10 protein-coding genes are annotated in these 15,346 nt (G+C 45.9%); 9 read left to right on the forward strand and 1 reads right to left on the reverse strand.

Annotated features, from left to right (window positions below):
* Positions 1–315: 315 nt before the first annotated feature.
* The 3 genes from L1D37_RS23385 to L1D37_RS23395 all read left to right on the forward strand — a co-directional run bounded on the left by L1D37_RS23385 (position 316) and on the right by L1D37_RS23395 (position 4,630).
* The gene (locus L1D37_RS23385; protein ID WP_239849291.1) at positions 316–1,419 is read left to right on the forward strand and encodes a PEGA domain-containing protein; all 1,104 of its coding nucleotides are present in this window, start codon (positions 316–318) and stop codon (positions 1,417–1,419) included.
* 223 nt (positions 1,420–1,642) lie between these two features.
* Entirely contained in the window at positions 1,643–3,472 is a 1,830-nt protein-coding gene (locus tag L1D37_RS23390; protein WP_239849292.1) for a formylglycine-generating enzyme family protein, read from the forward strand.
* Between the two features lie 438 nt (positions 3,473–3,910).
* Positions 3,911–4,630, forward strand: coding sequence for a helix-turn-helix transcriptional regulator (locus L1D37_RS23395; RefSeq protein ID WP_239849293.1), 720 nt, complete (start codon positions 3,911–3,913; stop codon positions 4,628–4,630).
* Between the two features lie 110 nt (positions 4,631–4,740).
* On the opposite strand, the gene pdxH is transcribed toward L1D37_RS23395, so the two are convergent.
* The gene (pdxH, locus tag L1D37_RS23400; RefSeq protein ID WP_017061203.1) at positions 4,741–5,376 is read right to left on the reverse strand and encodes a pyridoxamine 5'-phosphate oxidase; all 636 of its coding nucleotides are present in this window, start codon (positions 5,374–5,376) and stop codon (positions 4,741–4,743) included.
* Between the two features lie 167 nt (positions 5,377–5,543).
* Between pdxH and L1D37_RS23405 the strand changes: the two genes are divergently transcribed.
* The 6 genes from L1D37_RS23405 to L1D37_RS23430 all read left to right on the forward strand — a co-directional run bounded on the left by L1D37_RS23405 (position 5,544) and on the right by L1D37_RS23430 (position 15,132).
* The gene (locus tag L1D37_RS23405) at positions 5,544–7,472 is read left to right on the forward strand and encodes an ATP-binding protein (RefSeq protein WP_239849294.1); all 1,929 of its coding nucleotides are present in this window, start codon (positions 5,544–5,546) and stop codon (positions 7,470–7,472) included.
* A gap of 83 nt (positions 7,473–7,555) precedes the next feature.
* Positions 7,556–8,848: a response regulator gene (locus tag L1D37_RS23410; RefSeq protein WP_239849295.1), complete on the forward strand. Its 1,293-nt coding sequence runs from the start codon at positions 7,556–7,558 to the stop codon at positions 8,846–8,848.
* Positions 8,849–8,963: 115 nt separating this feature from the next.
* On the forward strand, positions 8,964–10,355 hold the full coding sequence (locus L1D37_RS23415) for an HlyD family type I secretion periplasmic adaptor subunit (protein WP_132761657.1): 1,392 nt from the start codon (positions 8,964–8,966) through the stop codon (positions 10,353–10,355).
* Positions 10,356–10,414: 59 nt separating this feature from the next.
* Positions 10,415–11,083 carry a transglutaminase-like cysteine peptidase gene (locus L1D37_RS23420; RefSeq protein ID WP_017629972.1) on the forward strand — a complete coding sequence of 223 codons (669 nt, stop codon included), beginning with the start codon at positions 10,415–10,417 and terminating at the stop codon, positions 11,081–11,083.
* Between the two features lie 5 nt (positions 11,084–11,088).
* The gene (locus tag L1D37_RS23425; RefSeq protein WP_176679080.1) at positions 11,089–12,999 is read left to right on the forward strand and encodes a LapD/MoxY N-terminal periplasmic domain-containing protein; all 1,911 of its coding nucleotides are present in this window, start codon (positions 11,089–11,091) and stop codon (positions 12,997–12,999) included.
* Between the two features lie 18 nt (positions 13,000–13,017).
* Complete coding sequence (locus tag L1D37_RS23430; protein ID WP_176679079.1) at positions 13,018–15,132, forward strand: type I secretion system permease/ATPase; 2,115 nt, start codon at positions 13,018–13,020, stop codon at positions 15,130–15,132.
* Positions 15,133–15,346 lie beyond the last annotated feature (214 nt).

The following is a 15,346-nucleotide window of genomic DNA, read 5'->3' on the forward strand; positions in this document are numbered from 1 at the left end:
GGCATTGTAAAACCAATCGTTCCGGTGGATTTAAAGGCTTACAACGCAACTCTACACCCCCCCAGAACCATGTCATAGATAAATGCTTCTACGCTCCAACATAACGAATAAATTTTCTTATATAGCTCAAATATTTTGCTTTAAACCTGTAAAAAGTGTATCCGAAGTACCGAAACTTGGCTTTTGAGTAGATTGGATAGCAATAAAACGGTATAAAGACGGGTACTGTGTTAATTGCTAATAACTAGTGACTCACAACTAGGAAGTAGACACTTTATTAACGAGCCAATTTCAATCTACAAGTTGCAGGGACCTATGACTAACTTTCGAATTTCAGCGCTTTTACTTGCGCTATCCCCACTTTGGGTATCTGCATCGGTATCCGCTGAAGAACTGAATCAAGTCGATCCCGTTTCAGCTATCGATGCAAAGCTAACAGAGAAAAACTCAGATATTGAGCGTATTTCAGCAACCAAAGTATCGGCGACTGAGAACCTAAAACAACTACAAAACAAAAACAGTAAGTTGTTGCGCGAAGGTGAAGAACTTAAGGCAAAACGTAACAGAGCCAAGTCTGTACTTGACAAACAGTACAGTCGCTTACTTGAAGATCCAGAAACAGATCTGGTCTCTTTCCAGAAAAGTTACCAAGATGCGTGGGCTGCGGTTAAAGAAAATCAATCTGCTCAACTAGACAATCAACAAGCGATGAACGAAGGTGAAATTCACCTTTCTCAAATCAAGCAAAAGCAAGCTCGCCTGAATAATGAGCTGGCAAACTTGAGAGAGTCAAAAGTTGAAGCTCGCGTAAAACGTATTGCAACAGAGCTGCGTGAAAGTGCGGTTCTTGAAACCAGCTACACCACCACATGTTCATCAACAATGACACTGGGTGAGTGTACTGCACAGGGTAAACACCTGACCAACCAAAAAGCCGTGCAAACGTTCAAGAGCCAATTACTTGAGCAGCTCACAGAAAGCACGCTAGCGAAGCAAAACTTACAAGGCGTTCAGCTGAACATCCATGTTCAAGACAGCCAAGCAATCAAGAGCGGCTTCTCTGGTAACAACTCTTACTTCATGCAGATGCAAGCTCAGCTTCAAGCAAAACCTGAAGCGGTTGCTGCGTGTAACCTATTGAACGTTTCAACCCGCTACTGTTTAACAGGCAGCAATGCAGCGGTTGTTAAAAAGGGTGACAAACAGTGGGCTAACGTGACGGTACGTTCTGATCAATACAATGATTCAGTGACTATCAATGGCATCAAGTACGGCAGCACGCCTCTTGAGGTTGCGCTACCAAGCGGTCGTCACCAAGTAACCATCTCAAAACAAGGTTACGAGTCTTACAACCGCACAGTTACCGTCAACGGCAGCGACACTATTTGGGTTAAGCTTCTTCCTAGCAAAGAAAGCTAAACACCCTTTCTACATAGAGCTAAGCCAATATAAACACTTAGCTCTATATCAGATAGCCGTGCCTATTTCACAAAACTGAATGAACACTCGCCATTTTGTTGATAGTTATAAACTGTATGATCGTCATAAACTTGTATGGTCGTTTTAAACAGTAGCTGCAGACGAAATGGCGTTCTCGTTTAGAATATTCGATTCACCTAAATTACGATTGAAGTAGCCCATCATGCGCCAAGGTCTTCCTACTCTATTACTTGCACTTGCTCCCTGCTTAATGACACCAGCTGTTTTTGCTGAGGCAACGCCACCAGCGATCGCGTCATCTGTCACCGACATTGAAAGCTCACTTTTCGAAAAACACGCCGACCTGACGGCTGTTGAGAAAAAACTAGTGGACAAGCAAAACCAAGTCGACAATCAAGCACAGCAAACTACCCGTCTAGCTAAACAATCTGCGGAAGCAGAACAAAAACTCGCGACGGCGAAAGCAAACCTAGAGCAAGACTACACGCGCATGATTGATGAGCCCGATTTCGATATCTCGCCAGCTCAAAACCGCTTTCAAGGCGCTTGGAAGGTAGTCAAAGAAGGCAAGCTTGCGATTTCAGACTCTGAGCAGAAGCAACAAGGCTTGATGATGGAGCTAGAAGCGATTCAAGCGGAGAAAGCAGTCGCAGAAGCTTCAATTGCAAACCTGAATCAAGACAAGCTAAGAGCAAGAGCCGAGCGACTAAGAAACGAGATCACTCAAACGGAAGAACAAACCGTCAGCTTCACTAACCGTTGTAGCAACGACATGACACTGGCACAGTGTTCTGATCAAACGGTGACCTTGGCACTGCAAAAAGCGGTAAAACAGTTCCAACACAGCCTTGTCGACAACGCGACTGAATCGAAAACAATGAAAGAACACTTGGCGTCTGCTTCACTGAACATTCACGTACTGCAACACAAAGTGAAGTCCTCAGGCTTCTCTGAAGATAACCGTTACCGAGCGGTGATTACTGCAAATCTAGAAACTCGTCCAAATAAGAACACGCCTTGTCGCCTATTGGGTATTCAGTCATCAAACTGTTTCACACAGAGCGATCAGCAAGCCAACGACCAACAAAAAGAAGTCGCTTGGGTTAACTTGGTGGTTCGTTCCAACCAGTACAACGATAAGGTGTCGATTAACGGCGTGAACTATGGCAGCACGCCAGTTGAAATCATGCTGCCAACAGGCCAACACATGGTGACGATCGAGAAAGAAGGCTACCTTTCTTTCCACCAAGAGCTGAAAATCGCCCGTGATCACAACCTAAGAGCCGTACTACAAGCCAAACAAAATTCACTGAATGTCGGTACTAAGTTTGCCGACCCTATGGGTAACGACATTCAGAGCCCAGAAATGATTGTGGTTGGCTCTGGTCGCTACTTGTTAGGTGAAAACAATGCCAAGCAGGTGACCATCAAACAGCCATTTGCATTAGCCGCAACTCCGACCCGTGTTCAAGATTTTAAAGCATTCGTTGAAAGCACTGGCTACCAGACAGATGCAGAGCTGATGAACACCTGCGACACCTTTGTTAATGCCGAGATCACCACCGTTTCTGACAACGACTGGCAGAGCCCTGGCTTTAAGCAAGCGAATAACTCTCCAGTGGTTTGTGTGAGCCAAAACGATGCCAAGGCATATACTCGTTGGTTATCTGACAACACAGGCTTTACCTACCGTTTACCAACACCACAAGAGTGGGAAGCAGCAGCAAGAGCAGGCCAAGACACCAACTTCTGGTGGGGCAACGAATTCCGCTCTGGCAAAGCCAATACAGGTTGGGCAGGCACACCTTGGTCAAACGTCAGCACATCACCAGTTAAATCATTCTTACCGACGCCTACTGGTTTCTACGACATGGTGGGTAACGTATGGGAATGGACAACCACTCAAAAAGGCTTAGCGAAGGGTGGAGCTTGGAGTTTCTCTCCAGAAGAAGCGAAAGTGTATAACGAACTGAACGTTGCACCTTCAACCGCAGCCAACTACCTAGGATTCCGAGTATTGCGAGAGCTATAAGCTCTCCATTACTTGCTGAAGTTTTAAAATATTTACTCTAGGTTCTCAATTCTCACATTGAGCGGCGTTTATAGGGGAATTCCCCCCTTATGCATTAGCATTCCTAGGAGTAGATTCGTCGATAGAGTAGTAAGTCACTCTGGGTATCTAACTGATGCCTCAGTTTAATTTGCATGACCCTCGTGAATTAAACTGAAAATCTTCTACATGTCGACAAGGCATATCTTGTCTTTGGCCAGCCCCTCTTCAGGCTGGCTTTTTTTTGCCTGTTTATCACCCTTTTCGTTTATCTATTCCCCTTGATTGAAGCAGTTCATCAGCAATCCGTTTAACAGATATTCAACCCCAAATTCCAGTACCGATTTCACTCTCTAATTACCATTGCAGCGCTATAAGAAACTGATATCATCGTTATACTTCTGATTACGAGATAAAACCTTGCCAGATCCACTCAACTCCATACATCGTTCTTTATTTGAACAACTTCCAGGCTGCTGGGGCTGCAAAGATACTGACTCGGTCTTCGTATATGCAAATCTCGCTTACAACCAGCTGATTGGCTTAAAACCGGGCGAGACATGTACTGGCTTGACCGATTTTGACATGCCGAGCCAAACCATCGAGTGCGCTCAAGATTTCAGAGCTCAAGACAAGCATGTGATGGACACGCGCAGTACACTCAAGATCCTCGATATTCACCCCTACCCTGATGGCCGCTGGCACGCACATATCTTTACCAAAACCCCTTGGCTTGATGACGAAGACAGGGTTCAAGGCACGATTTTCTATGGCCAAGAACTGACAGACACGGCGATTCTAGAAGTCGGTCATTGGGTATGTCAGGCGACGTGCGCGAAAGACAATCAGGCATCGATTGCCGGATCAAAACCGCGAGTATCGAAACTACAAAAGAAGCTAACAGCAAGAGAATCAGAAGTGTTGTTCTTACTGCTTTTCGGTAAGAAACCCCAGTACATTGCGTTGACGTTGAATATTTCAATCAAGACCGTCGAAGGCCATGTCGCGAGGTTAAAGCAGAAGTTTGATGCGCGCAGCAAAAGCCAGTTAATAGAATATGCGTTGGATTCAGGATTAGGCTCTGTGATTCCCGAGACCCTACTCAAAAAACAGATCTCGGTGGTTCTACACAGCGACTGATTGACGGTTCCGTAAGCTCGCATCCAGATGAAAGTACAGACGAAAAAATACCGTTGATGTGAGTAAACACAAAATCAACGGTATTTTTTGATTGATGCAACTGGCTAGAACTAAGGCGCTAAGCGATCAATGTCCCAGCTGTTGTCTTGGCGTGAGAACAAGAAGCGATCATGCAAGCGGTGCTCGCCACCTTGCCAGAATTCAATGCTATCAACACGCACACGGAAACCACCCCAGAAAGAAGGCACAGGAATCTCACCTTTCGCAAACTTCTGTTTCAGCTCTAAATATTTACCTTCCAAGATACCACGTGCCGAAATACGGCTACTTTGCTTACTTGCAATAGCAGCTAACTGGCTCTCTTTCGGGCGTGACGAAAAATACTTCATGTTTTCCATCGCAGTCAGCTTTTCAGCCGTACCCGTGATATGAACTTGTCGCTCAAGTGGGTGCCAAGGGAAATGTAGGCTGATTTTACTGTTATGCTCAAGTTGATGCGCTTTACGGCTACCTAAGTTGGTGTAAAAAACAAAGCCGTCTTTATCGACATTCTTCAGTAGAACAATGCGTTGGAATGGCTGACCATTTTCATCAACCGTAGCAACTGTCATGGCAGTAGGGTCAGTCAACTTAGCTTCGATGGCTTGCTCTAGCCATAGATTGAATTGCTCAATCGGGTCTGCGGCCAAGTCTTTACGTCTCAATCCACCCTTAGCGTATTCGCGACGAATATCTGTCAGTTCCATTTGGTTGCTCCTTTTAATTTTTTTGTGATTTTGCGCCGTAATCCTTTGAAACACAAGTCTAAGCCTTGGTTTTGTCTCATAGAAGGTGCTCTGTGTTAACAAGATCTCGGTACTCTCTCCATCATATTGATAATCTTTATACAAACCGATGACAAGCTGAGATCCCAGTGACCAAAATACTGCCTAACCTAATGACGCCCTTCGTTTTATTCTCTTTGCTACTGGGAGCAGCAGGGCTGACAGCAACACACTTTTTGGCAGTGCAATTTCAAGAAAAAATCGTCACTCAACAACTCAACGAAGCGGCCAATAAAGCGAATCTACAAATCGATTCTGAGTTGGATAAATTCAAACAGATCCCTGATCTGCTCAGCCACGATCCGCGCTTGCTGTCTTACTTCGACAAATCACCACAAGCAGACAGGATTTCCGCGGCGCAGCTCAATAACTTGTTACTCGAGTGGTCGGGACAAAGCCAAGCCGACACCATCTATATCCATGATCCAAGCGGCACTGTCGTAGCCTCGAGTAACTATCAAAAGCCACGAACCTTCGTTGGCGAAAACTTCTCGTTTCGTCCCTACTTTGCCTCTGCTATTAAAGGCAACAAAACCCAATACGTCGCGCTAGGTGCTCGCTCAGACGTACGAGGCTATTTTCTGTCTTCGCCTATGTATATCGACGAGGAAATCGTCGGAGTTATCACGGTAAAAGTGAGCTTAGAAAACCTAGAAAACATCCTGACTAGCGACGATTTTGAGATCGTGGTACTCGACTCGAACCAAGTAGTGTTTCTTTCAAGCCAAGCGCCTTGGCTTTATCATTCCTTGCTGCCATTAACTCAGCAACAACAAACCGATATCGCACTTCAACGCCAATACGGTCAGAGCGAAATTTCGATCATTGAAGCCTTTCGCTCTTCAAGCTCTCAGCCAGAAGCTAACAGCGCCAGCCAGGCTAACCACCGTCAATCCAACGAAATCCGAAAAGAACTCACCGCCAACCAGTTATTCAAGCTTGGGACTTTTAATCTTTACCCTGCAGCCGTCAGCGACAACCGATATCAAGTGGTGGCTTTGAAAGAGACCAAAGCCGAACTGCTTAAGGTGATGCAGATCGACATCACCTTTGTTGTTATTTATAGCTTAGTAATGCTGATTGCTTGGTCATGGCGCCAAACCTACCTGGCAAAGGTGGCCTTGACCCGACTCAACCAAAATCTGGAACAAACGGTAGATAAGCGCACCCAATATCTGAAGCAATCAAACCAACAGCTTCAGCAAACCATCTTTCAGTACCAAGAGTCGCAATTGAAGTTGAAACAAACAGAACAAGAGCTGACCCAAACCGCCAAATTAGCCGTTCTGGGCGAGCTGTCAGCCAGCATTAACCATGAAATCAACCAACCGCTTGCCGCACTCAGAACCTACAGCGAGAACAGCTTAAAACTGCTCGAGATGGATCGAACCGATTTGGTGAAAAGTAACCTAGGCAAAATGATCGCGTTAAACACCTCGATTACCGAGATCATCGCCCGCCTTAAGGTGTTCACTCGTAAGGTGACCAAACAAGAACATCATGTAGCCAACCTGCATCAAGCGATCAACAACGCCACCAGCATTCTCAGCGCACTGATGATCAAGCAAGGCATCACGCTCAGGTTAAGCACGGTACCGGATGACATTAATATCGCGATTCATCCGACCGAGCTTGAACAAGTGCTGGTGAATCTGATTCACAACGCGACTCAAGCACTTCAGCAGCAGGCCATCGATCAGCAAGCTCTGTATCTTCAACAAAACTCGTTCCAAGAAACAGCAGCTCAACAGGCTATCCCACAAATCGGCGTTGAATGGCAGCTGCATGAAGACATGTGTCAGGTGATCATTTGGGATAACGGAATTGGCATGCCTGCCGACAAGCTTGAACAACTTTTTGACCCGTTTTTCACCACCAAGCCAGAAGGCTTAGGGCTTGGACTCTCTATATCGAAGCGGATTATTGAAGCGTATCACGGCTCGATCAGTGCAACCCTGTTGGAGCCGACAGGCATGGTATTCTCGCTTAACATTCCGTTATCCAAAGTTAACGACTAACGCACATCGTTATTGTTAACGAAAAAACGAATTTCACATTATTGCTAATCTCACATACTGCTAAGGACACGGCTTTGCACTCTATGCCCAAACTCTATTTTGTCGACGATGAACCCGCTATCCGAGACTCGGTAGAACAAGCCATGCTGATTGAAGGCATCGACATTGTCTGCTTCCCTAATGCCGTTGAGGCGCTCAAGCAGATAGACGTCGCACAAGCTGGCATCGTGATTACTGACATCCACATGCCAGTAATGGACGGTATTCAATTTACCCAGAAGTTGCTGAGCCAGAATCCTAACTTTCAAATCATAGTGCTGACTGGGCATGGCGATGTGCAAACTGCGGTGTCCGCGATGAAGACCGGCGCTTATGATTTTCTGGAAAAGCCGTTTGTGGTCGATGCCCTATTAACGGCAGTCAAAAAAGCGGCCGACAAGCTCGCCTTGGTAGAAGAGAACAACCTATTGAGAAAAGAGCTCGCGATGCAGAATCAGGTTGGCCCCAAATTAATTGGCCAATCTCCATCGATGCAGACATTACGCCGTGAACTAATCACATTAGACTGCAAACAAAACCCGCTGTTGTTGTTTGTTGGCGATATCGGAACGGGAAAACGAATCACCGCCCAGTACACGCACGATTTGCATAGCCACTCAACCGCTGAGCTTTGCCCGATTGCGGCATTCAATTTACCTCGTAGTGACCAAGCGACGTTTGATCAATTTGTTCTGCAGTTATTCCACAAACATCAGGGTGGAACACTCTATATCCATGAAACAGAAGCGTTAACTTCGCAGCAATGGTTATGGTTAACCGCTCTAAAACCCACTCTACTTCGTGAAAACTCATGCAAGACCAATGCAACTTGTATCATTATCGCAACTACAGTAGTTCCTACTACAATTACAGGTGAACTGCGCCGTTTTAATTTACTACCCTTGGCGCAAAGAACGGAAGATATTGGCTCTTTGTTCAAACATTTTGCTCGCGGTGCAGCAAGTCGCTATCAGTTGCCACCACCAGTTATCACAGAGAAAGAGATTCAACGGCTGATCACCACTAATTGGAGTGAAAACATTCGCCAGCTGCGCCAACATGCAGAACTCAGAGTACTGACCCAAGTGAAGCAACCGTCGATCGACAACGATGAACATGAGCAAAACGCTGAAAGCCAGCTTGATGTAAGTATTGAAGAGCAACAACAATCATTAAGCCAACGTACCGATAGCTTTGAGCAGATTATCTTGATCGAGGCGCTACACCGCCATCAAGGGCGCTTAAAAGAAGTACAACAAGAGCTGCAAGTGTCGCGAAAAACGCTCTATGACAAGCTAAGAAAGCATCAACTCGACAAAACGGATTTCAAAAATTGATAGAATCTAAAAAATATATAAATTCAAAGATTTAAAGGAGCAAAATCTTAACATTTATCAAAAGTAAGAATACACTCAATAGGCTTGCACTTTTATTTAGCAAACAAGGACTGTTATGAGCCAGAAGAATTTCAGCAAATTGAACGAAACCGAACTAGAGTACGTCGACGATAAAACCGCCGCGCTACTCCTCAATACGCCTACCAGTGCGCGTATTATGTTATGGGTGATCGTTCTGTTTTTTATTGCTGCTATTGGGTGGTCCGCTTGGGCTGAAATAGACAAAGTCACCGTTGGTCAAGGCAAGGTCATCCCCTCTTCCCAAATCCAAGTGGTGCAAAACCTTGAGGGTGGCCTAGTTAAAGAGATCTTAGTTAAAGAAGGTCAACAAGTTCAAAAAGGCCAGCAACTACTGTTGATCGATGACACTCGATTTCGTTCAGACTTCCGTGAGCGTGAACAACAGGTCGCCAACTTAACCGCCAACGTGTTAATGCTCTCTGCTTCATTAACCAGTGTCGTTATCAACGAAGATTTCTCTGAAAAAGAGTGGAAGAAAAGTGTCACTCTCGATTACGGCAAGCTTGCCTTCCCACCTAAGTTTTACGAGCTTCAACCTCAACTGGTTAATCGTCAAAAAGCAGAATACCGCCAAGATCTTAACAACCTAAAAAACCAACTTTCCGTTTTTGATCAACAAGTTGAACAGAAACAACAAGACCTTGTCGAAATTAAAGCACGTGTCCGCAACCTAAAACAGAGCTACCAGTTTGCTCGCCAAGAACTGGATATCACCAAACCCCTTGCTGATGAAGGTGTGGTACCACGCATTGAATTACTTAAGCTCCAAAGACAAGTAAACGATACTCGCCGAGAAATGACCTCAAGCGAACTCAAAGTCCCTCTCCTACGTTCTGCCATCAAAGAATCTATGCTCAGCCGTATTGATGCCGCGTTGAACTTCCGATCAGAACAACAAGAAAAGCTCAATCAAGCACAAGATAAGCTCTCTGCACTGACCGAATCGGCCGTTGGCCTAGAAGACAGAGTAAACCGTACCGTGGTGGTTTCTCCAGTAACCGGAACCGTTAAAACGCTTGGCATTAATACCGTAGGCGGTGTTATCCAACCGGGCATGGACATCGTTGAGATTGTACCGACTGAAGATTCTCTATTAGTCGAAGCAAAAATCGCTCCTCAAGACATCGCATTCCTACGCCCAGAACTGACAGCCATCGTTAAATTCAGTGCTTACGACTTCACCAAATACGGTGGTCTAGAAGGCGTGTTAGAGCACATCAGCGCCGATACCACCCAAGATGAAGAAGGCAACAGCTTCTACATCGTGCGTGTACGCACCGAAAAACACAATTTTGGTAAAAACGAAGAACTGCCAATCATTCCGGGAATGACGGCCTCTGTCGACATCATCACGGGCAAAAGAACCGTGCTTGAATACATGTTGAAGCCAATATTAAGCGCTCAAAACAACGCACTAAAAGAGTAAGGACGTTTGATGTTTAACGACGCCTTTCAATACACAGCAAACAGACAAGAGCAGAGGCTATGAAGTCTCGGATATCGCTGTTGCTGCTGGTCCTCACCTCTTTTACCTCTGTGGCGCTTAACAAGAGCGATCAACGATGGATAGATGCGGTCACCAAAACCTACGGTGACAGAGCCGGAAAACGAGTGGCGACATGGCGCTCAAACATGACGTCTTACGACGGGTTAAGTGAGAAAGAGAAACTCAGGTCGGTAAACCAGTTCTTCAACCAGATGTACTTTGTCGACGACACCATTCTGTGGGGAAAGAACGACTACTGGGCGACACCACTGGAGTTTTTGGGCAGTAATGCCGGCGACTGTGAAGACTTCACTATCGCAAAATACTTCTCTTTGCTTGAGCTCGGCGTCCCAGATAAGAAATTACGATTAGTGTACGTAAAAGCACTTGAGTTGAACCAATTCCACATGGTGTTGGCGTACTACTCAACACCCAGTGCAGAGCCACTAATTTTAGACAACTTAAACCCTGAGATAAAACGCGGTTCCAAACGCCCAGACCTACGACCAATTTACAGTTTCAACGGTAAAAATCTTTGGTTAATCAAGTCAGCAGCGGGCAGCGGTAAGCTAGCAGGGAAATCTTCAAGATTGAGCTTATGGAACGACTTACGTTCCCGTGAGCGCTCTCTAAAATTAAACAAACCCATTATCAATTACGATGAGTAGGTACAATGACTTTATATAAACAGCTTGTGGTCGGGATGGTTGCGGTGTTCATACTACTGATGACGTCAGTTTTTATGATCGAATTCAATACCACCCGTGGATACTTAGAGGAGCAGCAACGCTCTGAGGTAAGTAATACCATTAATACTGTTGGATTGGCTCTCGCCCCTTATCTAGAAGAAAAGGACAAGGTGGCGGTGGAGTCTGTTATCAACGCCCTGTTTGATGGCAGTTCTTATTCCGTCGTTCGATTGATTTTCCTAGACAGCGGCGAGGATATTCTCCGCTCATACCCTGTTAAATCAACGGGTGTACCGCAGTGGTTTACTAACCTAAATTTGTTTGAGCCAGTTCACGACCGCCGCGTCATCACCAGTGGTTGGATGCAGCTAGCAGAGGTTGAGATCGTCAGTCACCCGGGCCCGGCTTATGATCAACTCTGGCAAGCATTCACACGACTACTGACCATCTTTGGATCGATCTTCCTACTGGGTTTGGTGTCGATTTCATGGATCCTCAAGCGAGCACTGCGTCCATTAGCATTGATCATTACCAAAATGGATCAGATCGCGAAGAATCAATTTGGTGAACCTCTGGTTCGTCCGAAAACAAAAGATCTTATCTTAGTGGTCGATGGCATCAACCACATGTCTACTCAAGTGGAATTGGCGTTTAAGAACCAAGCGAAGGAAGCTCAGAAGCTGCGTGAAAGAGCCTATATCGACCCTGTTTCTCAGCTGGGTAACCGCGCTTACTACATGTCTCAGCTAACTCAGTGGTTAGAAGAATCAAGCTTAGGTGGTTTGGCCGTACTAAAAGCCGAGTTTATTAGCGAAGAATACGATGAAAAAGGCTATCAAGAAGGCGATGCTTTAGTTCACCAATTGGCTGAACAGCTACAGGCCTCTATTTCATCACCAGACATCACTATTGCACGTATCTCTAGCGATGAATTTGGCTTCATCATGCCAAACATTGACGAAAGCGAACTTAAGCTTGTCGCGAGCAGCATCGTAAATTGCATTCAAAGCCTAGGTTCAGATCCAACAGGTATGGCGAACCCACACATTGCACTGGGCGTGACCTACAGCAACAAGCGTAAAACCAGTACCGAAATCATGTCGCTGGTGGATAACGCACTTTCAAGCGCTAAAGCGAACCGCGAGCTTGCTTACGGCTACGTCACCGCTGACGACCACGGCGCGGTAATGGGTAAACAGCAATGGCGTATGCTGGTTGAAGAAGCGATCATCAACGACCTAGTCACTTTCCGTCTTCAGGCTGCAAACAATGCCTTTGGTAAAACGTACCACCAAGAGGTGTTTTCTGCGATTGAGAAAGACGGTGTCCGTTACGGTGCTAACCAATATCTATACGCACTAGAGCAACTAGAAATGAGCCACATTCTCGATCAATACGTTATCGAGAAGATGATTGAAAAGCTTAATGCCAATGAAGTCACTAGCCCAATCGCTATCAATATCTCACCAAGCAGTATTTCTCAGCCAAGCTTCATCCGTTGGATTGGCAAAACACTTGAGCAAAACGCCTCAGTCGCTCACCTGCTGCATTTTGAGATTCCAGAGAACTGTTTCATCAACGTTCCGCACTACACGGCGCTATTGTGTAACACTATCCGCAACGCTGAAGCGGTGTTTGGTGTCGACAACTACGGACGTAACTTCCAATCACTGGATTACATCAACGAGTACCGCCCAAGCTATGTGAAGCTGGATTACCTGTTCACACATAACCTTGATGACGAAAAACAGAAATTTACCCTAACGTCGATCTCACGAACGGCTCATAACCTTGGCGTAACGACCATCGCGTCTCGAATAGAAACTCAAACTCAGCTAGATATCCTATCTGATAACTACGTAGAAGTGTTCCAAGGCTTCATTGTTGATAAATAGTTGTAAGGGTTATATCGCATGCAAGATCCACTATTGAACTCACTGATCTACGTTAGCCGGTATTACGGGTTAGCTAACTCGCCCGAAGCGTTGATCAATGGGTTGCCACTAACTGATGGAAAGCTAACCCCTTTCCTATTCCCACGCTCTGCTGAGCGTGCGGGATTAGTAGCAAAAGAAAATCGTTCCGACTTAGATAACATCCCACACCTGATTCTCCCTGCCGTGTTACTGCTAAAACAAGGTGAGGCGTGTGTTCTCAACAGTATCGATTTAGAAAAGCAAGAAGCGGAAATCATTACGGCTGAAAGTGGAATGGTGCCAATCATCATTCCAATGGAAGAGTTGAAAGAGCAGTTCATCGGCCGCTACTTCTTAGTAAAGAAACAGTTTCGTTACGACGAACGCTCACCTGAGGTTCTCAAAACTCGCAAAGGACACTGGTTTTGGAGCACGATTTGGGAATCTAAAAACATCTATCGTGATGTGTTGATCGCCTCTATTCTGATTAACATCTTTGCCATTGCAGCGCCAATGTTCACTCGTTTGGTCTACGACAAAGTCGTTCCCAACCTAGCATTTGAAACCTTATGGGTGCTGGCGAGTGGTATCTTTGTAGTGTTCCTTTTCGATCTGCTGTTAAAGCTAATGCGAAGCTACTTCATTGATGTTGCAGGTAAGAAATCCGATATCCTGATCTCCTCAAAGCTGTTCAGCAAGGTGTTGGGCATTCGTATGGAAGCCAAGCCAGCTTCGGTCGGTGCTTTTGCTAAAAACCTACAAGAGTTCGAATCCATTCGTGAATTCTTTACCTCGGCAACCATTGGCTCGCTCATTGATTTGCCTTTCGCGCTGATGTTCTTAGCCTTAATTTGGTTAATGGCTGGCAACTTGGTGTTTGTTCCTGTGGCTGGCGTGGTCGTGCTGATTGTCTACGCGCTATTAATTCAGGGCCCACTGCGCCGTACCATTGAAGAAGGCTCCCGTCTTGCTTCTCAAAAGTATGCGAACTTGATTGAGAGTTTGGCTGGCTTAGAGACGGTTAAGTTGTTCAGCGCGCAAAGCCAATTCCAATTCCGTTGGGAAGAAGCGGTAGCTCACATGGCGAACTGGAATATCAAAAGTCGCCGCATTACCGACAGCATCCAAAATACGGCAGGCTTTGTTCAGCAAAGTACCAACGTGGGCATGATCATTTTTGGTGTGTACTTAATAGCGGAAGGTGAACTGACGATGGGTGGCTTGATCGCTGCGACCATGCTGAGCGGCCGAGCTATTGGTCCGCTTGTTCAGCTGTCACTGCTTTCTACTCGTTACAACCAAGCAAAATCATCGATGACGTTGATTGAGCAAGTCATGTCGATGCCGGATGAACAGGAAGAAGGTAAGCGCTACATCCACCGCCCTATTATCCAAGGTCATATCTCACTCGACAAAGTGACGTTCCACTATCCGGATTCTCCCGTCGCTTCTATCAGAGATTTAACTCTGCATATTAGACCCGGTGAGAAAGTGGCGATCATTGGACGTATCGGTTCAGGTAAAACCACACTGGAACGCCTGATTATGGGCCTGTACAAGCCCACAGAGGGCCATGTGCGTATAGATGACACCGATATGGAGCAGCTTCACCATGTCGACGTACGACGCAATATAGGCTGTGTACCGCAAGACAGTAATCTGTTCTACGGTTCGGTAAGAGACAACATCACTCTTGGTCGTCCTTTAGTAGATGACCGTGATGTGATGGATGCAGCTAACCGTGCGGGTGTTACTGCATTTACTCAACAAGATCCTGCTGGCTTAGAGCGTCAAGTCGGTGAAGGCGGTGCGTTACTCTCTGGTGGTCAGCGTCAGTCGATTGCAATTGCCAGAGCCTTCCTAGGTCGTCCGCCAGTGCTATTAATGGATGAACCGACCAGTGCTATGGATAACCGCTCAGAGATGCACATTAAGCATCAGCTTAACCAGTTGCTTCCAAGCGAGACGTTAATTCTGATCACACACAAAACGTCGATGCTCGATATTGTCGACCGAGTGATCGTAATGGAGAAAGGCTGCATTATTGCCGACGGTCCGAAAGCGCAGGTTCTGTCAGACCTAAAACAAGGCAAAGTAAGAGCGGTGAGCTAACTCAAAACAGCGAATATCATAGAAACCAAAAAGGGGGAGCATCGGCTCCCCCTTTTTTATTTGTCTGTCCCGTCCTGAAATGTGTTTACACATTGAGGACGAATTATGACTACTTCAAATAATACCTACGTTAAGCGCACTCAGCGTGATTACACACTAGGCTTTAAATTACAGGTCGTCGCCGCTGTAGAAAGAGGCGATATGACATATAAAC

It is taken from the genome of Vibrio sp. Isolate33, from assembly GCF_022397895.1.
Taxonomy (GTDB): Bacteria; Pseudomonadota; Gammaproteobacteria; order Enterobacterales; family Vibrionaceae; genus Vibrio; species Vibrio pomeroyi.